The sequence below is a fragment of the Pseudomonas sp. TE3910 genome, from assembly GCF_056279025.1.
In genome coordinates, this window is record NZ_JBWBQN010000001.1 from 2,988,386 (window position 1) to 3,009,772 (window position 21,387).

The 21,387-nt window shown below is 61.9% G+C and carries 18 protein-coding genes; 4 read left to right on the forward strand and 14 right to left on the reverse strand.

Features of this window, described 5'->3' with window-relative positions:
* The first annotated feature begins 216 nt into the window (after positions 1-216).
* From ACZ9H3_RS13705 to ACZ9H3_RS13715, 3 genes are all read left to right on the forward strand, one after another.
* Positions 217-2,910, forward strand: coding sequence for a putative bifunctional diguanylate cyclase/phosphodiesterase (locus ACZ9H3_RS13705; protein WP_065760767.1), 2,694 nt, complete (start codon positions 217-219; stop codon positions 2,908-2,910).
* 88 nt (positions 2,911-2,998) lie between these two features.
* On the forward strand, positions 2,999-3,661 hold the full coding sequence (gene msrA, locus ACZ9H3_RS13710; RefSeq protein ID WP_102052203.1) for a peptide-methionine (S)-S-oxide reductase MsrA: 663 nt from the start codon (positions 2,999-3,001) through the stop codon (positions 3,659-3,661).
* Positions 3,662-3,670: 9 nt separating this feature from the next.
* On the forward strand, positions 3,671-4,303 hold the full coding sequence (locus tag ACZ9H3_RS13715; protein ID WP_454240283.1) for a glutathione S-transferase: 633 nt from the start codon (positions 3,671-3,673) through the stop codon (positions 4,301-4,303).
* Between the two features lie 759 nt (positions 4,304-5,062).
* On the opposite strand, the gene creD is transcribed toward ACZ9H3_RS13715, so the two are convergent.
* The 4 genes from creD to rloA2 form a co-directional block, all read right to left on the reverse strand.
* Entirely contained in the window at positions 5,063-6,403 is a 1,341-nt protein-coding gene (gene creD / locus ACZ9H3_RS13720; RefSeq protein ID WP_102052205.1) for a cell envelope integrity protein CreD, read from the reverse strand.
* Positions 6,404-6,499: 96 nt separating this feature from the next.
* Positions 6,500-7,933: a two-component system sensor histidine kinase CreC gene (gene creC, locus ACZ9H3_RS13725; RefSeq protein WP_476221119.1), complete on the reverse strand. Its 1,434-nt coding sequence runs from the start codon at positions 7,931-7,933 to the stop codon at positions 6,500-6,502.
* On the reverse strand, positions 7,933-8,613 hold the full coding sequence (gene creB / locus ACZ9H3_RS13730) for a two-component system response regulator CreB (RefSeq protein ID WP_099776048.1): 681 nt from the start codon (positions 8,611-8,613) through the stop codon (positions 7,933-7,935). Before creB ends, creC begins: the two co-directional genes overlap by 1 nt.
* 180 nt (positions 8,614-8,793) lie before the next feature.
* Complete coding sequence (gene rloA2, locus ACZ9H3_RS13735; RefSeq protein ID WP_476221122.1) at positions 8,794-9,297, reverse strand: retropepsin-like aspartic peptidase RloA2; 504 nt, start codon at positions 9,295-9,297, stop codon at positions 8,794-8,796.
* A 179-nt stretch (positions 9,298-9,476) separates the two neighbouring features.
* Here rloA2 and ACZ9H3_RS13740 point away from each other — a divergent pair, with 179 nt between their 5' ends.
* The gene (locus ACZ9H3_RS13740) at positions 9,477-10,364 is read left to right on the forward strand and encodes an acyltransferase (RefSeq protein ID WP_476221124.1); all 888 of its coding nucleotides are present in this window, start codon (positions 9,477-9,479) and stop codon (positions 10,362-10,364) included.
* A gap of 1 nt (position 10,365) precedes the next feature.
* Here ACZ9H3_RS13740 and ACZ9H3_RS13745 read toward each other — a convergent pair whose 3' ends face one another.
* The 10 genes from ACZ9H3_RS13745 to ACZ9H3_RS13790 all read right to left on the reverse strand — a co-directional run bounded on the left by ACZ9H3_RS13745 (position 10,366) and on the right by ACZ9H3_RS13790 (position 21,387).
* Positions 10,366-11,523: a glutathionylspermidine synthase family protein gene (locus tag ACZ9H3_RS13745; protein ID WP_476221126.1), complete on the reverse strand. Its 1,158-nt coding sequence runs from the start codon at positions 11,521-11,523 to the stop codon at positions 10,366-10,368.
* Between the two features lie 9 nt (positions 11,524-11,532).
* The gene (locus tag ACZ9H3_RS13750; protein ID WP_476221128.1) at positions 11,533-12,237 is read right to left on the reverse strand and encodes a DUF1190 domain-containing protein; all 705 of its coding nucleotides are present in this window, start codon (positions 12,235-12,237) and stop codon (positions 11,533-11,535) included.
* Positions 12,238-12,252: 15 nt separating this feature from the next.
* Entirely contained in the window at positions 12,253-12,681 is a 429-nt protein-coding gene (locus tag ACZ9H3_RS13755) for a DUF350 domain-containing protein (protein ID WP_102052209.1), read from the reverse strand.
* Between the two features lie 74 nt (positions 12,682-12,755).
* Positions 12,756-13,325 (reverse strand): DUF2780 domain-containing protein, encoded by a 570-nt coding sequence (locus ACZ9H3_RS13760; protein WP_476221130.1) that lies wholly within the window; start codon positions 13,323-13,325, stop codon positions 12,756-12,758.
* A gap of 97 nt (positions 13,326-13,422) precedes the next feature.
* Positions 13,423-13,737, reverse strand: coding sequence for a DUF3077 domain-containing protein (locus ACZ9H3_RS13765; protein ID WP_065760141.1), 315 nt, complete (start codon positions 13,735-13,737; stop codon positions 13,423-13,425).
* Positions 13,738-15,153: 1,416 nt separating this feature from the next.
* Positions 15,154-16,353, reverse strand: a complete 1,200-nt coding sequence (gene fdhA, locus ACZ9H3_RS13770; RefSeq protein ID WP_099776060.1) for a formaldehyde dehydrogenase, glutathione-independent — start codon at positions 16,351-16,353, stop codon at positions 15,154-15,156.
* Positions 16,354-16,450: 97 nt separating this feature from the next.
* Positions 16,451-17,308, reverse strand: a complete 858-nt coding sequence (gene purU / locus ACZ9H3_RS13775) for a formyltetrahydrofolate deformylase (RefSeq protein WP_330524024.1) — start codon at positions 17,306-17,308, stop codon at positions 16,451-16,453.
* A 19-nt stretch (positions 17,309-17,327) separates the two neighbouring features.
* Positions 17,328-17,960, reverse strand: a complete 633-nt coding sequence (locus ACZ9H3_RS13780) for a sarcosine oxidase subunit gamma (RefSeq protein ID WP_099776064.1) — start codon at positions 17,958-17,960, stop codon at positions 17,328-17,330.
* A gap of 83 nt (positions 17,961-18,043) precedes the next feature.
* The gene (locus ACZ9H3_RS13785; RefSeq protein WP_476221134.1) at positions 18,044-21,061 is read right to left on the reverse strand and encodes a sarcosine oxidase subunit alpha; all 3,018 of its coding nucleotides are present in this window, start codon (positions 21,059-21,061) and stop codon (positions 18,044-18,046) included.
* The gene (locus ACZ9H3_RS13790) at positions 21,058-21,387 is read right to left on the reverse strand and encodes a sarcosine oxidase subunit delta (RefSeq protein ID WP_099773991.1); all 330 of its coding nucleotides are present in this window, start codon (positions 21,385-21,387) and stop codon (positions 21,058-21,060) included. The genes ACZ9H3_RS13785 and ACZ9H3_RS13790 overlap by 4 nt, the downstream gene beginning before the upstream one ends.

The following is a 21,387-nucleotide window of genomic DNA, read 5'->3' on the forward strand; positions in this document are numbered from 1 at the left end:
ATGGCCGAGTGCTCGTAGAGCTGTCCAGGCCACAGCCCCCATGCCCCTCGCCCCAACGCCCCCTCGCTTCAGAAACTGTCGATACGGCCGATAACCTGAAAAGTCGTAACCACGTGTTGCGCTTGTCAGCCAGCACGGCATGATGCAACCTTGCGGCACGCATTTTTCCACGAGTTCCAGGCCACTGCGCATTCGTACCTTTGAAGCGAGCTCTCCATGAAAAGCCAACCCGATGCCGCCAGCCGTATGGTGGCCGAGGTAGTAACGCAATTGCCCGTGCCTTCGCGGCTCGGCATGCTGCGTTTCGAGCGGCTGAATGAAGCCAGTTGGGCCATGCTGTTTCTCGACCCGAGCTGCGAACGCCAGTTCGGCATGCCTGCCGTCGACCTCTGCGCCCTGATCGGTTCGCCTTACGCGAGCCTGATGGAGCCTGAGGCGCGCTACAAACTGCACGACGCCATTGAGCTGCAACTGAGCCAGCGCAACCATTACCTGGTGCGCTACACGCTGCACACAAGCGTAGGGCCGCTGCACCTGCTGGAAGTTGGCGAAGCGTACAAACAGCACAATCGGCACCTGTTGCGCGGCTACTTGCTGGTAATCGACGGGCAGCCTGGCGATAGCCCAGAGCTTTCGCCCAGCGAACTGGAAACCCGTAACAACCGCCTGCAGATCGCCCTGCAACTCAACCAGCAAGCGCAACAGGAACAGCTCGAGCATCTGGAGCGGGTGCGCGCCCAGCAGGACCTGATCCTGCGCCTGGCACGACAGCGTTACAGCGCCGGCAACTCGCTGCAGGAGGCCGCCGAACTGATCACCCGCAGCGCCTGCGAGATCTACAAGGTCGACTGCGCAAGCATCTGGAACCTGGAAGACCAGCGCCTGGAGCCTATCTCGGCCTACTACCGCGATACCCAGGAATACCGCCTGCCCGAAGCGTTCGACGCCAGCCAGTTCCCCAACTACCTGGAAGCCCTGCACACCAGCCGTGCCATCGACGCCCACAATGCCAACCACGATCCGCGCACCCGCGAGCTGGTTGATCACCTGCGCCAGCACAACATCAGCGCCATGCTCGATGCCAGTATCCGCATCGACGGGCAGGTGGTCGGTGTGCTGTGCCTGGAGCATAGAGGCTCGACACGCACCTGGCAGTCGGACGAACTCGCCTTTGCTGGCGAGTTGGCCGACCAGTTCGCCCAGGTCATCAACAACCACAACCGCCGCACGGCCACCAGTGCCCTGCACCTGTTCCAGCGCGCCGTGGAGCAAAGCGCCAACGCCTTCCTGCTGGTCAACCGCGATGGCGTGGTCGAGTACGTAAACCCAAGCTTCACGGCGATCACCCAGTACAGCGCCGAAGAGGTCCATGGCCACCGCCTGTCAGAGCTGCCGGCCCTGGAAAACCTCAACGACCTGCTCTTCGATGCGCCCTCCAGCCTGGCCATGAACAACAGTTGGCAAGGCGAGTTCAAAAGCCGGCGCAAGAACCTTGAGCCGTACTGGGGACAGTTGTCGATCTCCAAGGTCTATGGCGATAACCGCGAACTGACCCACTACATCGGCATCTACGAAGACATCACCCAAACCAAGCTGGCCCAACAGCGTATCGAACGCCTGGCCTACACCGACAACCTGACCACCCTGGGCAACCGGCCCTCATTTATCCGAAACCTGGACGAGCGATTTAACTGCGACAGCGACCGCAAGATCAGCCTGTTGCTGGTGGACATCGACAACTTCAAGCGGATCAATGACAGCCTTGGTCATCAGACCGGCGACAAACTGCTGATCAGCCTGGCCCGACGCCTGCGCAACAGCCTGAGCCCCGGTGGCAGCCTGGCGCGGTTTGCCAGTAACGAATTTGCCGTACTGCTCGACGATACCGACATGGAGGGTGGCCAGCAGGTTGCGCAACAGTTGCTCAAGACCCTCGACAAGCCACTGTTTGTCGATAACCAGTTGATCAACGTCACCGCCTCGGTCGGCCTGGCCTGCGCACCGCTGCACGGGCGCGACCCGCAAACCCTGATGAAGAATGCCGGGCTTGCGCTGCACAAGGCCAAAGCCAACGGCAAGCATCAGGTCCAGGTCTTCACCGAAGCGCTCAACGCCGAAGCCAGCTACAAACTGTTTGTCGAGAACAACCTGCGCCGTGCACTGACCCAGAACGAACTGGAAGTGTTCTACCAGCCTAAGGTCTGCCTGCGCAGCGGTCGCCTGCTGGGCATGGAGGCGCTGCTGCGCTGGAACCATCCGGAAAAGGGCATGATTCGCCCAGACCAGTTCATCAGCGTCGCCGAAGAAACCGGCCTGATCATTCCAATCGGCAAGTGGATCGCGCGTCAGGCCTGCCGCATGAGCCAGGAGCTGGCAAGCGAAGGCCTGGGCAACCTGCAAGTGGCCATCAACCTGTCACCCAAGCAGTTCTCCGACCCGGACCTGGTCGCCTCGATTGCCAAAATCCTCAAAGAGGAAGCCCTGCCGCCGCACCTCCTGGAACTGGAGTTGACCGAAGGCCTGTTGCTTGAAGCCACCGAAGACACTCACCGCCAACTCGACGAGCTCAAGCAGTTGGGCCTGACCCTGGCCATGGACGACTTCGGCACCGGCTACTCGTCACTGAGCTACCTGAAGAAGTTCCCGATCGACATCATCAAGATCGACCGCAGCTTCATCAACGAAATTCCCGACAACCAGGACGACATGGAGATCACCTCAGCCGTGGTCGCCATGGCCCACAACCTCAAGCTCAAGGTGGTTGCCGAAGGCATCGAGACCGCTGAGCAATTGGCATTTCTGCGCAGGCACCGTTGCGATGTCGGCCAGGGTTACCTGTTTGACCGGCCCATCTCCGGCCACGAGCTGCTGGATAAACTCAAGCGCTACCCACGCGGCCCAATCGCCTGACAGCCGTGTAACACTCGGGCACACTACAGGTCTAAGCCTTATCGACGCCGCCTCGCGGCCGTCCCATCTGACATAGAGGAGTGGGTTCATGGTCTTGCGCTCTGAAATCCTGACAAACAAAAGCACGCTACCGACTGAAAAGCAGGCCCTGCCGGGCCGCGAACAACACGTGACCTTACCCGAGTATCACTTCGTCAACGGCAATCCACTGCTGGGGCCGTTCACGGGCAATGTGGAATTCGCCATTTTCGGCCTGGGTTGCTTCTGGGGGGCAGAACGCCGTTTCTGGCAACGCGAAGGCGTGGTCAGCACAGTGGTAGGTTACGCGGGTGGCGTCACACCGAACCCGACCTACGAGGAAGTCTGCTCTGGCCTGACCGGCCACGCTGAAGTGGTGCTGGTTGTCTATGAGCCGGAAAAGGTCAGCTACCAGGAACTGCTAACGATGTTCTGGGAGCTGCATGACCCAACACAGGGGATGCGCCAGGGCAATGACATTGGCACGCAGTATCGCTCGGTGATCTATACCACCACCCCTAGCCAGCTGGAACAGGCCCTGGCCAGCAAGCACGTGTACCAGGCCGAACTGACCAAGGCCGGTCGGGGCACCATCACCACTGAAATCGCCGAGCACTCGATCGTGTACTTCGCCGAAGCCTACCACCAGCAGTACCTGGCCAAGAACCCGAATGGCTACTGCGGCATCGGCGGTACAGGCATCTGCATGCCGCCCAGCCTGCAAAACAACTGAGGAACTGACATGTCCGCACCGAGCATGACGCTGTTTTACTCGCCGTTCTCGCCGTTCGTCCGCAAGATCATGGTCTTGCTGCACGAAACCGGGCAACTGGACCGGGTCGCGCTGCAGAGCGTCAACATCAGCCCGACCCAGCCCGACGCGACGCTGAACCAAGGCAACCCGGCCGGGAAAATCCCGGCCCTGCGCCTGGCGGACGGCTCGGTGCTGCATGACAGCCGGGTGATCTTCGAGTACCTCGACCTGCAGCATGTTGGCAACCCACTGATCCCGCGTGAGGGCTCCGCACGCTGGCAGCGCCTGACCGTTGCCTCACTGGCTGACGCGATTGCCGAGGCAGCCGTGCTGACCCGCTACGAGACCTTCCTGCGTCCGGAAGAAAAGCGCTGGGATGCCTGGGTCGATGCACAACAGGAGAAGATCCGGCGCGGCCTAGCCCAGCTGGAACAGGCGCACATCGCTGAACTCAACGCGGCATTCGACGTCGCAGCCATTGGTGTCGCCTGTGCCTTGGGTTACCTCGACCTGCGCATGCCACAGTTCGGCTGGCGCAGTGCTCAACCTAAACTGGCGGCCTGGTACGCTGACGTCAGCCAGCGGCCATCACTCCAGGCCACTGAACCACCCAAGGCCTGATCGGCGGCCTGCCCGCGATACCTGTGGGAGCCGGGCTTGCCCACGATCACCCCACCGACGTCATCGCAGGCAAGCCAGCTCCAACAGAGCACGCGCCAGCCTGTAGGAGCCGGGCTTGCCCGCGATGCAGACGCCGCGAACTCACTGGCACCCCACCGACGCCATCGCAGGCAAGTCAGCTCCAACAGAGCCCGCGTAACCTGTAGGAGCCGGGCTTGCCCGCGATGCAAACACCGCGAACTCGCGATCACCCCACCGACGCCATCGCAGGCAAGCCAGCTCCAACAAAGCCCGCGCCAGCCTGTAGGAGCCGGGCTTTCCCGCGATGCAGACACCGCGAGCTCACTGACACCCCTCCGACGCCATCGCAGGCAAGCCAGCTCCAACAGAGCACGCGCCAGCCTGTAGGAGCCGGGCTTGCCCGCGATGCAAACGCCGCGAGCTCACTGACACCCCTCCGACGCCATCGCAGGCAAGCCAGCTCCAACAGAGCACGCGCCAGCCTGTAGGAGCCGGGCTTGCCCGCGATGCAAACGCCGCGAGCTCACTGACACCCCACCGATCCCATCGCAGGCAAGCCTGCTCCAACAGATACCGCGCCAGCCTGTAGGAGCCGGGCTTGCCCGCGATGCAAACGCCGCGAACTCACGGACACCGCGCCGATCCCATCGCAGGCAAGCCAGCTCCAACAAGGGCTGAACAGCCTGGCGATATTTATCGCCAGCGCCGCCCCTGCACAACGCTCCTCGCGTAAACCGCTCATTGCAGCTTGCCCTGCCCTACCCGGTACCAGTCCAGGCGCCGGGTCAGGATCATGAATACACCCAGCAGGCCGAACAGCAGCAACGACCCCATCAGCAAGGCGTAGTCCTCTGCGCTGAGCAAGCCATAGAGCATGCCGTACAGTACCGCCAGGCCACCGCTGAAGCTCAGCGCTCGTCCCAGGCTGTGCAACACATGACTCAGGTAGAAACCAATCAGCAACACGCAAGCACTGGCCGAAATCGCATAGGCCGGGCCGAAGCCAACGTGCTCGGACAGCGACAGCAACAGCAGGTAGAAAAACGCCAGGGCAACACCCACCAGCAAGTACTGGATCGGGTGAACACTGAGGCTTTTCAACACTTCGAAGAGGAAGAAGCCGGCAAAGGTCAGGGCAATGAACAACAACGCATATTTGATCGCCCGCTCACTCTTGAGGTACTGATCCACCGGGTCGATAAAGCTCACGCCAAAGGCGCGTTCCTTGAACTCCAGGCAAGACTCGTTGTTCACGCACTGGCTCAAGGCGTCTTCCATGTTGGTGGAGAAGAACGAGGTCTTCCAATTGGCAGTGAAGCTCTGGCTGTCGATCAGGCGACTGCTCGGCAGGTAGTTACCGACAAAACTGGGGTGAGGCCAATTGGCCGCCATGGTCACATTGCTGCTACGCCCCACCGGCAAGACTTGCAGTTTCCCGGTACCTTGCAGGCTGACATCAAAGGCGTAATCCAGAACGGTCTCGTTGCGGCTGTCCAGCGCGGGCAGTGCCACATGCACCCCGGCACCCAACCAGCTCAGGCCCGTGCCCGGCTGGAAATCCATCGACTGGCCGTTCAGGTCCAGCTTCAGGCCTTTCTCGATGCCGCGGATGTCGCTGATCGCCACAGCCAGGAACGGTGCATCGAAGGTGTAGTCCTCAAAATCATTGCCTAAACCCAGCTTCACCGGAATCTGGAACTGGCCGTTGATGCGGTTTTCGGCGTGGTACAGGCGCGCTTCGTAGATGCCGCGTGAACGCAGCTCAGTGTCGATCCTGGCGTTCAGATCGAAGGTCTCCGGCAAGAAATACAAGTGGCCGTTGACCGTTTTCACGTCCTGATAGAGTGCGCCACCCCCTTCCGGGGTTTTCCACTGCCGCTCGATCTTGCGGTAGGGCACCACCAGCAACGGGCCGCTGAGCGTCTGGCTGAAGCTGGAGCTCTGGGCAATGTCCTGCACCACGCCGTCGCGCAGCGACTGGCGCTCCTGGATCAGCCCACCAATCATCAGCAACGGTACCAGCAACAACACAATCAAAAAGGCGATAGCGCCCAGTTTCAGGCTTAGGTTTCGGTTCATGCTCAAGGCTCCGGTTTCGATGCCACAGAGTGTGTGTCAGCGTTATGGAGCCTTGAGGGAGCGAATATGGAGACTTTGTGTAGATGCGGTGAAGCCTCAGTTGAATCGGTTGGCCGGTAGCCACAGGCGAACCCGCACACCACCCTCGACATTGCCGACGTCCAGCGAACCGCCGTGCAGTTGCAGCACCTCTTCGACAAAGTTCAGCCCAAGCCCGGTGCTCTTGCGCCCTGTACGCGGGCGCGGCAAGGAATAGAAGCGTTCACTGAGCCGCCCCAGCGCATAGTCGGGAATCGCCTCGCCCTGGTTGAACAGGCTCAGCGCAACACGCTGCCCGTCCCGTTCCAGCTCGAACAGCAGCATCCCGTCTGGAGGGGTGAAGTCCAGCGCGTTATCCAGCAAGTTGGCAATCGCCTGATGCATCAGGAACGGCTCGCAGAGCAGCTGGAGTTCATGCGGCAAACGCTGCCGAACCTGCAGGCCGGCACTTTCGATACGGGCACTGTGGGCCAGCAACAGGTCGTCGACCATCTGCGCCAGTGGCACCCACTCTTGCGCATCAAGGCTCTGCAACTGCTCCACCTGCGCGAGGTTGAGCAGGCGCTCGATCAGTTGCTGCATCCGCGCGCTTTCGCTTTCTATGTTGCCGGCAAAGCGTTGCCGCTGGGCCTCCGGCATTGGCCCCTGAAGCAACTCGCTGGCACCGCGAATGGCCGCCAGCGGGCTTTTCAGCTCATGGGTCAGGGTGTGCACATAGCGCTCGACATAGGCTTTGCCTTCAAGCTGGGTACGCATTCGCTCCACAGCCCCGGCCAACTGTGCCAACTCGCCACCACGGTAATGTGGCAGCTCCGCACGCTCGCCCTCGCTGACTGCCAGGGCATAACGGGTCAGGCGCCGCAATGAGGTCGCCAGCCACCAGGACAACCCGGCCCCCACCAGCAACCCGAGGGCGATCAGACCGACACCGAGGTACAGCAAACGGCGTTCGGAGCGGTCGATATAGGGCTGCAGCGAGCTGTTGGGCTTGGCCACCGTGACGACACCGATGATCATGCCGTTATCCAGAATCGGCGCACCGACATGCATCACCGAGGACGCCGGATCGTCCGGGTCGCTGCGGGTCGAGCGGGCGCCGTACTGCCCACGCAGGGTGAGGTAGACGTCGTTCCAGCGCGAGTAGTCCTGGCCCACTGCCAGGTCGCTGGAATCAAGCAGCACGATACCTTTGGCATCGGTCACGTAGATGCGGTGGTTGACCTCGGTCTTGGGCAGCCCCCAGATCTGCGCTCGCGGCTGCCGCTGGCCATAGGCCTGGAGCACCTGCGGCAGCTGGCTCTGGCCCAAGGTGCCGGCCTTGACGTCCGCGCGCAGGATCTCGGCCAGCAGGTTGGCGGTGTCCACCAGGGTTTCCTCGGCAGACTGACGCACACCAGGGCGAATTTCCTCGCGCACGGTGTTGATCAGAAAGTAGCCCGTCAGGCCGACAAACAGGAAGTAGACCAGAAAAATCCGTATCCCCAGGCGCATCAGCTATGGCTCGGGCTATAGCTGTAGCCCAGCCCGCGGTGGGTCTGGATGGGCTCTGCCTCGCCGGCCACCTGACGCAGCTTGGCGCGCACGCTCTTGATATGGGTGTCGATACTGCGCTCATACCCGGCATCGGCCGGTACCCCGACCGCATCGAGCAACTGCTCACGGCTGAACACCCGCTCCGGTTGCTCCAGCAGGCACTGCAACAGACGAAACTCGTGCCGGGTCAGGCCCAACGGCTGACCACGGTAATTGATCTGCATACGCACAGTGTCGAGCACAAAGGGCTCAAGGCTGCCCAACGCCTCGGTACGCGGCGCCATGCGCTTGAGAATCGCCCGAACCCGGGCGGCAACTTCACGCGGGCTGAAGGGTTTGACCACATAATCGTCGGCACCGATCTCCAGGCCTACCACGCGGTCGATCTCACCGTCACGGGCACTGAGGAACATCACCGGCACCTCGCTGAAGCGACGTAACTGGCGGCAGGTTTCAAAGCCACTGATATCCGGCAAGCCGATATCGAGAATCACCAGATCAGCCGGACGCAGACGCTGCTGCTCCAGTGCCGCGTTGCCCAGCGTCACCCACTCAGTGCTGTGGCCTTCACCCTGCAGGGCGTAGATCAGGGTATCGGCAATGGCCGCTTCGTCTTCGACAATCAAGATATGGGGCATGGCATCCAGGCCTAGCGGTAATCGGTCGCCACTTGTAAGAGATTCAGGTGTGGCTGACAAGGCCCAGAAACTCTATACCTCCACAAAGGCCAGCGTTGCCGGCGATAGGGTCGCGGTGGTGTCAGCCATTAACCCGGCGCTCCTATCGTCGGCAAGGCCGACGTGTACAAGGCTAGACCATCAGCATGCAGGCCTGCCCGCCGTGAAGCGTCGCGCCGGGTTCACGGCCGCGCCAAGCTCGCGCAGGGCCTTGGCGCCGATCAGCAGTGGGTAGTTGAAGCTGCTGCGGTCGGCCAGGTTCACCTCAACCGTGCGCTTGGTATCGCCAAGGCACACCTCGAGGTCGATCACCGGACGCTTGGTCACATCGGCGCCTTCGCCACCGTCGTCCTCTTCTTCCGCGCGGTTCTTGATCTTGCTGATACGCGCCAGCTTGTGCTCGTAGACCTTACCGTCTGAATCCTTGGTGGCCAGGCGGAAACGCACCCAATCTTCACCGTCGCGCTGGAAACGCTCGATGTCCTTGGCCGACAACGACGCCGTCAATGCCCCGGTGTCCATCTTGGCCTTGAGGGTTTCGCCGATTTCCGGCAGGGCAATGTATTCATAACGGCCATACAGGGTCGGCTCGGCGGCCATCACCGGCAGGGCCAACAGGGAAAGCAATGCGAGTAAGGGTTTCACCGGGTTGGCTTCCTTGAGAAAAGACAGTGATTAGACTACAGAGGCAGCATAGGTTCGGTGTCACAGGGTATTAAAGACAATGTGAAACATTTGTCTGCCAAGAGCGGGCCGCCATATTTGGCGTAAACCCCGCCGCTGCTTATCATTACTGACCGCTTACCCAAGAATAAGAGTTCTTTATGCGCCGCCTGCTGACCGGCAGTCTCGTGACCTTGCTGCTATTGCTCAACACCCTGGCACTGATTGGCCCGCTCACCGTATTTGCCCTGCTCAAGCTGGTGCTCCCCGGCCACTACCGCGACTACGCCTCCACAGCGGTGAAGTGGATTGCCGAAACCTGGGCCGAAATCGACAAACTGATCTTCGCGCTGTGCATCCCCACCCAATGGGACGTGCGAGGTGCCGCCGAGCTGCGCCTGGACACCTCGTACTTGGCCGTCAGCAACCATCAGACCTGGGTCGATATTCCGGCGTTGATCCAGGCCTTGAACCGGCGCATTCCGTTCTTCAAGTTCTTCCTGAAGAAGGAGCTGATATGGGTGCCACTGCTGGGCCTGGCCTGGTGGGCGCTGGACTACCCGTTCATGAAGCGCTACAGCAAGGCGTTTCTCGCCAAGCACCCGCACCTCAAGGGGCATGACCTGGAAATCACCAAAGCCGCCTGCGAGCTGTTCAAGCGCCAGCCGGTCACCGTGGTCAATTACCTGGAAGGTACCCGCTTCAGCGAGGCCAAGCGCCTCGAACAGCACTCCCCCTACCGCCACTTGCTCAAGCCCAAGGCAGGTGGTGTTGCGTTCGTGCTGGCTGCACTGGGCGAGCAACTCGACGCCCTGCTCGACGTCACGCTGGTCTACCCCGGTAACAAAGCGCCAGGCTTCTGGGACCTGCTTAGCGGTTCAGTGACCAAGGTGATCATTGATATCCAGGTGCGCGAACTCGACCCGGCCCTGTGGGCTGGCGACTACGAGAGCGACCCGGCGTTCCGCCAGACGGTTCAGGACTGGGTCAACCAGCTCTGGCACGAGAAGGACGCCCGCATCGAGGCCCTGCGCGCCGAGCTGCGCTGATTCAACCGATAATCGCATGAGGCAGAAAGCGGCTACTGTCCTTGGTAATCAGCGAGTTGTCCTCACGAATACCGATACCGGCCGGTAGATCACCAACCATCCAGCTGCCGATTACCGTGTAGTTGTCACCAAAGCGTGGCAACGCCTGGAACTGCTGGATGATGCTTGGCCCACCGCCGTAAGGGCCGTCTTCGACGATGCGCTGCCCCTGGCCGGTATGAATCTCCACGTTCGCCCCCTCACGGGAAAAGAACGGCTTGCGCACCCAGCCCTTTTCCAGAGGCTGGGCCGGTGTCGGCTCGATAAACGCCGGCAACAGGTTCGGATGGCCCTCGTGACGCTCCCAGAGCAACGCCAACATGCCCTTGTTGGAAAGGATCGCTTTCCAGGGCGGCTCAACGAACAAGGTGCCGCTGCCAGCAATCGCCGGGCCGAACGGGTCATTGAAGATCTCTTCCCAAGGGTAGAGCTTGAACAGGCTTGGAATCGGCGCACCGACCGGATCGACAAACTGCCCGCCCCGGCTCAGGCCGATGTCTTCCATGTCGACCAGGCGCGCATCGAGCCCGGCACCCGCGGCGATGTCGCGCAGGTATTCCACCGTGCCACGGTCTTCCACCGAGCCCTTTACCGCGGCGAAATAGAACGGTGTAGCAAAGCGGTTGGCCGTCATGACCTGGGTCAGCTTCTCTTCCAGGCTGTTGAATTGGTCGGCATCGCCCGGCAACACACCGCGGCGCATCTGCTCTTCCAGCCAGAGGTACTGGAAGAAACTCGCTTCGTACAATGAGGTGGGCGTGTCGTAGTTGGCCTCCAGCAATTTGGCCGGGCCAGAACCGTCATAGCAGAGGTCCATGCGCCCGTAGAAATGCGGGTGCCCGTCGCGCCAGGAACGGCGAATCAGCTCATGGTAAGCCGTCGGGATCGCCAGGCGGTCGAGCAAGGCGTCGCTCTCCACCACCTCGGCCACCAGCGCCATGCACAGCTCATGCAGCACGCGGGTCGGCTCCTCCAGGTCATCCTCGATCTGCCGCAGGCTGAACTGGTAATAGGCGCTTTCATCCCAATACGGTTCACCATCGAAGGTATGGAAGTTGAAACCGAAATGCTCGGCGGTGGCTTTCCAGCCCGGGCGCGGGGCAACCGCTATACGTTTCATCTGCGCACCTCAGGAACTAAAGCCACCACGCGCCGAGGCACGCGATACAAAGCCATTGTGACTGCCGATGGCGAATGGCCGGGGCGATTGCGCCAATGCTGTCGGGTGCAGCGCGCTGCCAGCCGGCACCGTCGCGGGGTGAGTACCGTCCAGCGCATGCGGCAAGGAACTGAAGGGCATCGACGTCGGGTGGTTCGGATCAAGCCCGGCGTACTGGTTGCCTGCGGCGACCTGCTCGGTCAACGAGGTAACCTTGAACGCATTGCGGCCATCACGCTCGTGGTAGATCGCCTCAGTGGAATAATGCGGCTCGGTGTCGGTGTAGTCGTAGAACCGGCTGCCGCCCGTCGACGTCGACCCAGCGCCTGAGGTGTCGTCATTACCATCGGCATACACCTGCCGGTCGACGGTCAAGGCGAACCCTTCCATCCGTGGCACGAAATTGCCGGCAAAGTTGCGCGTATCGCATTCCTGGAAAACCTCCTCGCAAGCCTCAAGGCTCACGAAGCGCGGCGCATTGGCGTAATGGTGCTGCTGTGCGCCCAACCAGGCCTGCAGACAGACCTGACGGTTGATCCCGGCCATGGCGCAATGGTCGACGTCCTGAAAGCGCTTTACCTCGCTGACCACCCGGGTCGGTCGTTCGCCACAGGCAGACAGCACCAGCGGCAGACTGCCAAGCGCAATCAGCCGTACTCGTTTACTGCGTTTCATCGCGGTGCTCCCTGATCAGGCGGCGGGTGTCATGCAGGCAGCATTGAGCAACCCGATACTGATCGAGACCGCAGCCAACAGGATGGCCGAGGCCATCTCCTGACGAGCGATGCGCTCGGCCATGCCTTTGACACAGCGGTTCACCACCACGAATGCCAACAGTTGCACCACCGCCGCGATCACCGCCCAGAGCAGGAAGTCCAGCAGCGAAATGGAATGAGAGACAGCACTGGCCACCGGAATGGCAAAGCCCACCAGCGCACCGGCCAGGGCAACAGCGGCAGGCGTGTTGCCTTCGCGAATCAGGCGCAGTTCGTTATAGGGCGTAAGACGGGTATAGATCAGCGCATAGAGCGCGAACAGCGCAGCGGCGCCACCCATGTAGACGACGAAACCGAGCACGGCCTCAGCCGGCAAGGACATCTTCAGAGCATCCATGAACATTGCAGTTACCTATCCTTGTAAAACGGCTCGGGAGGCTACCACAGCCCCCCTCACGCGCAAACCGCTCCAGCCGGTCAGACTGAAGGCAGTGCTGCCTGGCTACCCCAGATGGTGCCCAGGTTCTGCAACAACGAATTGGCCACGCCTTGCTGGCCAAGGAACTGCAGCAACAGCGGGGCAAATTGGCCGATCAGGCCGGTGTCCATGCCTAACAGGCTGAAGGCGTTGTTCAGGTCGTTGGTGTCTTTCACATTGCCCAAGGCATTGCTCAGCGCCGATTGCTGGCCGTCGCTCTTGCCCATCAGCGCGATCAAGCCATTCAAGCCACCCAGCGCGTTATCACCGGTGAGCAGGTTAAGCCCCGGGACCGCTTGGGTCAGCTGCGAGAACTCGTCACCACTCAGTTGGTTCTTCGCCAGGCCAAGCAACGCGCCCGTGCCACCCACGGCTTGTTCGGGGGTGATGTTCAACTGGCTGCCCAAAGTGTTTAGTAGGTTCGCCGACGCAGGCGCAGCAATGACGGCAGGGCCTTCGCTGTCTGTGCCTTGCATGGCCGAGACGGCATTGGCGGCATCGCTGAGGTTAAAGGCAAAGACCGGGCTGGCGGCCAGGGTCATCAGGGTTACCAGGGCAAAGCGCTTCATCAAATGACCTCTTGAGCCTCAACGGCGGGAAACGGTCATTTGACTGGCCTGCCTCAGGATTGTTCCGTGCTGATTGACCGCCAGTGGTCGGGTGTTTTCAGCCTGAGCGTTCGCTCAGGGCGCGCGCCTCGATCCCGTCGAGCAAGGCATCGACCAGGCCCTTGGCCATTTCTACCGAATGCATCGTGGACCAGAGAAAGCCCTTGGCCGACTCGTCGGCGGTGTCGCTGGCCTGATGAGCCGTGTCGTAGGCGCCGCGCAAGAACAGAGAGACATGCACCAGCGCGTCATGGGGTTCGATACCGGGGCGCACGAGAAACATCGGATCGTGGCCGGCACCACAGAGGCCGAAGAGCGTGCTGGCGGTTGGGGCAAGGGTTTCGTGGGGTGGATCTGGAACGATTTTCTTCATGGAAAGCTCCTGATGCAGGTGTGGCTGCAACCTTCCGTTTCCACACGAAGAGGTGGCAGCTGTACGCGGGGTGGAAAACCGGATGCATCAGGTAACCCCGGCAGACCCGAAGGTCTCCCGCGCACAGCCGCCATAAAGCGACACCTGATACTTGCCCGGGTTTCCACGCCCGTTCGCCGAGTTGTCAGCGACACGGGCAGCGTAGGTGGGCAACATTTCCAAGACAAGCCAATGGGTGCCGACAGCGCTCGTAGGATATTTCCTAGAACAGGTTATCTGCCAGCAATTTCATGTCATCAGGCGCTATCGCAGCGTTCATGCTGTAGCTGTGGGAGGCTTGCCTGCGATGGTTTCGTGGGGTGGATCTGGAACGATTTCCTTCATGGAAAGCTCCTGATGCAGGTGTAGCTGCACCCTTCCGTTTCCACACGAAGAGGTGGCAGCTGTACGCGGGGTGGAAAACCAGGGTAATGGGTAACCCGGCAGACCCGAAGGTCTCCCGCGCACAGCCGCCATAACGACAGCCGCCACATTACCGGTCCAGGTTTCCACGCCCGTTCGCCGAGTTGTCAGCGACACGGGCAGCGTAGGTGGGCAACATTTCCAAGACAAGCCAATGGGTGCTGACAGCGTTCGTAGGATGTTTCCTAGAACAGGTTATCTGTCGGCAATTTCATGTCTTTAGGCACTATCGCAGGCAAGCCTGCCACAGGCTGCCCGCTCTTTGTTGGAGCTGGCTTGCCTGCGATGACGTCGGTGGAGTGATCGCGAATTCGCGGCGTTTGCATCGCGGGCAAGCCCCGCTCCCACAGCTGGCGCGGGCTCTGTTGGAGCTGGCTTGCCTGCGATGGCCTCGGCGCGGTGTCAGTGCGTTCGCGGTGCCTGCATCGCGGGCAAGCCCGGCTCCTACAGGCTGGCGCGGGCTCTGTTGGAGCTGGCTTGCCTGCGATGACGTCAGTGGGGTGATCGCGAGTTCGCGGCGCCTGCATCGCGGGCAAGCCCGGCTCCTACAGGCTGGCGCGGGCTCTGTTGGAGCTGGCTTGCCTGCGATGGCCTCGGCGCGGTGTCAGTGCGTTAGCGGCGTCTGCATCGCGGGCAAGCCCGGCTCCTACAGGCTGGCGCGGGCTCTGTTGGAGCTGGCTTGCCTGCGATGGCCTCGGCGCGGTGTCAGTGCGTTAGCGGCGTTTGCATCGCGGGCAAGACCCGCTCCCACAGCCGGCGCGAGTTCTGTTGGAGCTGGCTTGCCTGCGATGGCGTCGGTGGGGTGCCAGTGAGTGCGCGGCGCCTGCATCGCGGGCAAGCCCGGCTCCTACAGGTTGCGCGGGCTCTGTTGGAGCTGGCTTGCCTGCGATGACGTCGGTGGGGTGTCAGCTGAAGCCAACCCCCGCTAAAAAGCGGGGGTGGCAGGGGGAATGATCAGGCGGCGCTGAACAGTTTGTGCGGGTCGATCACGAATTTCTTCGGCACGCCGGCATCGAACTCGCCATAACCTTCTGGCGCCTGATCCAGGCTGATGACTTGTACGCCCACCACTTCAGCGATGTTGATGCGGTCCCACATGATGGCCTGCATCAAGGCGCGGTTGTACTTCATCACCGGGGTCTGGCCGGTGTGGAAGCTATGGGACTTGGCCCAACCAAGGCCGAAGCGAATGCTCAGGCTGCCGATTTTCGCGGCGGCATCCACGGCGCCCGGGTCTTCGGTGACGTAGAGGCCAGGGATACCGATCTTGCCGGCTACCCGCACCACACCCATCAACGAGTTCAGCACCGTGGCCGGCGCTTCGTGCTGGGCACCAGCATGGCCATGGCCACGGGCCTCGAAGCCCACCGCATCCACCGCACAGTCAACTTCTGGCTCACCCAGCAGGTTGGCGATCTGTTCGTGCAGCGGGGTGTCCTGGGACAGGTCGGCGATCTCGAAACCCTGAGCCTTGGCGTGTGCCAGACGTACCGGGTTCACGTCACCGACAATCACCACGGCCGCGCCCAACAGGCGCGCCGAGGCCGCGGCTGCCAGGCCGACCGGGCCGGCACCGGCGATGTACACCGAACTGCCCGGCCCAACGCCTGCGGTGACTGCACCGTGGTAACCGGTTGGCAGGATGTCCGAAAGGCAGGTCAGGTCACGGATCTTCTCCATGGCCTTGTCACGGTTCGGCAGTTTCAGCAGGTTGAAGTCGGCATAAGGCACCAGCACGTATTCGGCCTGGCCGCCGGTCCAGTCGCCCATGTCCACGTAACCGTATGCACCGCCAGCCCGTGCCGGGTTGACCGTCAGGCAGACACCGGTGTGCTGTTCCTTGCAGGAGCGGCAGCGACCGCAAGCAACGTTGAACGGTACCGAAACCAGGTCACCGATTTGCAGGTTTTCGACATCACGGCCCTTCTCGATCACCTCGCCGGTGATTTCATGGCCCAGAACCAGGCCGACCTGAGCGGTGGTACGGCCACGCACCATGTGCTGGTCGGAGCCGCAGATATTGGTCGACACTACCCGCAGGATGACACCGTGCTCGATCTTGCGGCCTCGCGGGTCCTGCATTTTTGGATAGGGGATTGTTTGTACCTCGACCTTACCGGCGCCGAGATACACCACACCACGATTACCAGACATGCTTTCACCTCGCTGATTGTTTTTATGTAGCGGTGCAAAGTGCGCTACCCGGAGGCAGCGCTGAGTTACTGGATTTTTTTACTGGCAAGCGTGCTCGTCAGAGCACTACCGTGCGGTTGGCGTTCAAAAACACCCGCCGCTCAATGTGGTAACCCACCGCCCTGGCCAGGGTCAGGCATTCGATGTCGCGGCCTTTGGCGATGAGGTCTTCGGGATAATGGCTGTGATCGACCGCTTCGACGCCCTGGGCAATGATCGGGCCTTCGTCGAGGTCGTTGTTGATGTAATGCGCCGTGGCGCCCACCAGTTTCACCCCCTTGTTATAGGCCTGGTGATACGGCTTGGCGCCTTTGAAACCGGGCAGCAGGGAGTGGTGGATATTGATCGCCCAGCCGTCGAGCTTGCGACACAACTCTGGCGACAGCACCTGCATGTAGCGGGCAAGGATCACCAGCTCTGCACCGGACGCCTCGATCACATCCAATACCTTGCGCTCTTGCGCCGGTTTGTCATGGGGATCGAGGGCAAAGTGGTAGTACGGAATACGGTGCCACTGGGCCAACGGCTCCAGGTCCGGGTGGTTGGAAATCACCGCCACCACGTCCATGGACAGCTGGCCTATACGCTGGCGATAGAGCAAGTCGTTCAGGCAATGGTCGGCCTTGGAGACCATGATCACGACCTTGGGCCGGTGGTTCGGCGCTGTCAGCTCGAAGACCATGCCAAAGGCCTCACCGCGCTCGGTCAGGCCTGCGCGGAAAGCCGCTTCGTCAAAATCATCGGGCTGGCGGAACTCCACGCGAATGAAAAACCGCCCGGACAACCGGTCATCGAACGAGTGGTGTTCGGTGACGTAGCAGCGCTGCTCGTAGAGGTAACGCGTCACCGCATCCACAGTGCCGAGCATGCTCGGGCAGTCGGCGGTGAGAATCCAGGTATCCGGGGCTCGGCTCATGCTAACGCTCCTGTCGGGTTCAGGCCTGGATGCTCAAGCCATATTCTGCGGCGGCGTCCTGCAACCACAGCCACCAGTAGTCGGAGAAGCTGCGACGGATCAGCAGTTCCCAGGTGTCTTCGCTGCTGCGACGGATGACCAGTTGCGACTTGGCGAACACCGTACTGACCGCTTTGCCGACCGGGAAATTGTTCGGGTGCACGTCGTAGCTGGTGGACTTCATCAGCACTTCGCGCACGTTCGGGCCGCTCAGTTCCAGCAGGGTCTGGCCACCGCTGACGTTGACCACCTGAATGTGCTGGTCCTTGAGGGCGTCGCGCAGTTTCTGCTCGACGGCGAACTCCTGGCCACCGGGGACGATCAACAGCCACTCATCCGGGCCGAGCCACTGCAGCGACATGTCGCCGTTGGCGACCACGGTCAGGGCCACGGGCAACTCAAGGCCGATGGCCTTGAACACACCACCGGCGAAGGCCGGGTCGTGGCCGTTGCCACGAATAGTCAGGTGGCCCAGCAACTTCTTCTCGCGCAGGGTGACACCGGCGTTCTTGCGCCCCTTGCCAACCAGGCTCGGCAAGTCGGCGTGGGCCAGCGGCGATTCCGCCTTGGCGGCGTTGCCTGGGTGTTGCTGGTAAACGTTGATTGCGCTCATTTCAAACCTGCCTGAAATATCAAATGCTGTAGGGCGATCCGTGTGGGGCCGGCCGCGCCGGCGCCACACGTGCGCGTCAATCCTTAAACGTTCTGCCGTTCGCCTTGCGGGTCGAAGAACACCGCTGAACAGATCTCCGCTTCGATCACGCTGCCATCGGCCTGCGGCGAGAACACGCGCTCGCCCATACGCTTGAGGCCACCCTTGACCACACCCATCGCGAACGAATAGCCCAGCGAGTTGGCGGCGTAGCTGGAGGTCACGTGGCCGACCATGTCCATCGGGATCGGTTGCTTCGGATCGAACACCAGTTGCGCACCCTCAGGCAGCCACTGGGTCGGATTGACCGGCTTGAGGCCGACCAGCTGTTTACGGTTTTCCCGTACGCAATCTTCACGGTTCATGCCACGACGGCCGATCCAGGAGAACGGCTTGGTCCGCCCGACGCACCAGCCCATGTTCAGGTCGTCCGGGGTCATCGAGCCGTCAGTGTCCTGGCCGACAATGATGAAGCCCTTCTCGGCCCGCAGTACGTGCATGGTTTCGGTGCCGTACGGGGTCAGGTTGTACGGCTTGCCCGCTTCGACGATCTGCTCCAGCACACCCATGGCGTAGTTGGCCTGGATGTTGATTTCGTACGACAGCTCACCGGTAAAGGAGATCCGGAAGACCCGCGCCGGTACCCCGCCCACCTTGCCTTCCTTCCAGCTCATGAACGGGAAGGCGTCTTTGTCCAGGTCGATATCGGTGACCTGCGACAGCAGTTTGCGGCTGTTCGGCCCAGACAGGGTCAGGGTCGCCCAGTGGTCGGTGACCGAGGTGAAGTACACCTTCAGGTCTGGCCATTCGGTTTGCTGATAGATCTCCAGCCACTGCAGTACGCGTGCTGCGCCGCCGGTGGTGGTGGTCATCAGGAAGTGGTTCTCACCCAGGCACGCCGTGACACCGTCGTCGAAGACCATGCCGTCTTCTTTGCACATCAGGCCGTAACGGGCCTTGCCCACGTCCAGCTTGGTCCAGGCGTTGGTGTAGATGCGGTTGAGGAACTCACGGGCATCCGGGCCCTGGATATCGATCTTGCCCAGGGTCGAGGCGTCGAGCAGGCCGACGCTGTCACGCACCGCCTTGCACTCACGGGCAACGGCGGCATGGATATCTTCGCCTTTGCGCGGGAAGTACCACGGCCGTTTCCACTGGCCGACGTCTTCAAACTCGGCACCGTTTTTCACGTGCCAGGCATGCAGCGCGGTGAAACGCACCGGCTCGAACAGGTGACCGCAATGCCGGCCCGCCACTGCACCGAAGGTGATCGGCGTGTAGTTCGGACGGAACATGGTGGTGCCCATTTGCGCCACACCAATGCCCAGCGAACGGGCGGCGATGGCCAGGCCGTTGATGTTGCCGAGCTTGCCCTGGTCGGTACCAAAGCCCAGCGCGGTATAGCGTTTAACGTGCTCGACCGACTCAAAACCTTCGCGGGTGGCCAACTCGATAGCCGCGGCCGTCACGTCGTTCTGTTGGTCGACGAACTGCTTCGGTGCCCGTGCCGTGGGTTTGTCATGCGGCACCTGGAACAACGCCACAGTGGCTTCTTCATGGCGCGCCAGCACCTTGGGCAGTACGCCGGTGACCGCCTTGAAACCGGCTTCGGTTGCAGCCCGTACACCGCCTTCAAAACCATCGGCCAGGGTATCGCCGAGGCTGTAGACACCGTTCACGCCGCCGACGCAGACGCGTCTCTGCGGGGCATCGCCCGGCACGAAGCCGAGGATGTCTTCACGCCAGACCGGCTTGCCACCCAGGTGCGAAGCCAGGTGAACCACCGGGCTGTAGCCGCCCGAACTGGCCACCAGATCGCACTCCAGCCACTCGCCTGGGCTGGTCACTGCGTGGGCTTTCAGGTCGATGGCTGCCACGCGGGCGGCTGTCACATGCTTGCTGCCACGCGCTTCGATCACCGCGCTGGAGGTCAGAATGCGAATGCCTTTGGCGCGGGCTTCTTCGACCAGCGAACCACGCGGGTTATGCCGCGCATCGGCAATGGCGACGACCTTGAGGCCGGCGTCGAACCAATCCAGCGCAACGCGATACGCGTGGTCGTTGTTGGTCGAAAGCACCAGTTTCTTGCCCGGTGCCACGCCGTAGCGGCGCACGTAAGTCGATACTGCACCAGCCAGCATGTTGCCCGGCACGTCGTTGTTGCCATACACCAGCGGACGCTCGTGGGCGCCTGTGGCCAGCACCACCTGCCGTGCACGCACGCGATGGATACGCTGACGCACCTGCCCCAGTGGCGCGCGATCGCCCAGGTGGTCGGTCAGGCGCTCGTGGATGGTCAGGAAGTTGTGGTCGTGGTAGCCGTTCACAGTGGCCCGTGGCAGCAAGGTCACTTCGCGCATGCCCTTGAGTTCGGCCACGGCGGCCGCCACCCACTCCGCGGCAGGCTTGCCGTCGAGGCTTTCGCGGGTGTCGAGCAGGCTGCCGCCAAACTCTTCCTGCTCATCGGCAAGGATCACCCGGGCGCCACTGCGGCCAGCCGCCAAGGCCGCTGCCAGGCCAGCCGGGCCACCGCCAACCACCAGCACGTCACAGTGCTGGTTCATGTAATCGTAGGTGTCCGGGTCGTTTTCCAGCGGCGAACGGCCCAGGCCGGCCGCTTTGCGGATGTACTTCTCGTAGGTCATCCAGAACGACTGCGGGTACATGAAGGTCTTGTAGTAGAAGCCCGGTGGCATAAGCTTGCCACCGACCTTGCCCAGGATCCCCATCACGTCGTTGTTCACGCTCGGCCAGCCATTGGTGCTGGTGGCCACCAGGCCGGCATACAGTGCCTGCTGGGTAGCGCGCACGTTCGGCACCTGGGTGGCTTCGGTGGCGCCGATCTGCAGGATCGCGTTCGGCTCTTCGGCACCGGCGGCGATGATCCCGCGAGGGCGCGAGTACTTGAAGCTGCGCCCGACGATGTCCACCCCGTTGGCCAGCAACGCGGCCGCCAGGGTGTCACCGGCATAGCCCTGATAGCTCTGGCCGTTGAAGGTGAAGTTCAAGACTTTGCTGCGGTCGATACGACCGCCGTTGGACAGGCGATTGACCTGGCTCATACCTTTTCTCCCTGACCACTGACTGCCAACTGCGGGCTGGTGTTTTTGCCGGTCACTTGTGGCTTGGCGCCAATTGGATAGGTTTCCAGAATTTCGTAGGTCACCGTGTCACGGGTGGCATTGAAGTACTGGCGGCAACCGGCGGCGTGAATCCACAGTTCGTGGTGCAGGCCGCGTGGGTTGTCGCGGAAGAACATGTAGGTGCCCCATTCCTCATCGGTGCAGGCATCCGGGTCGAGCGGGCGCGGGATGTGCGCCTGGCCAGCGGCGTGGAATTCCTCTTCGGAGCGCAGCTCGCCACAGTGGGGACAGAAGATGTGCAACAT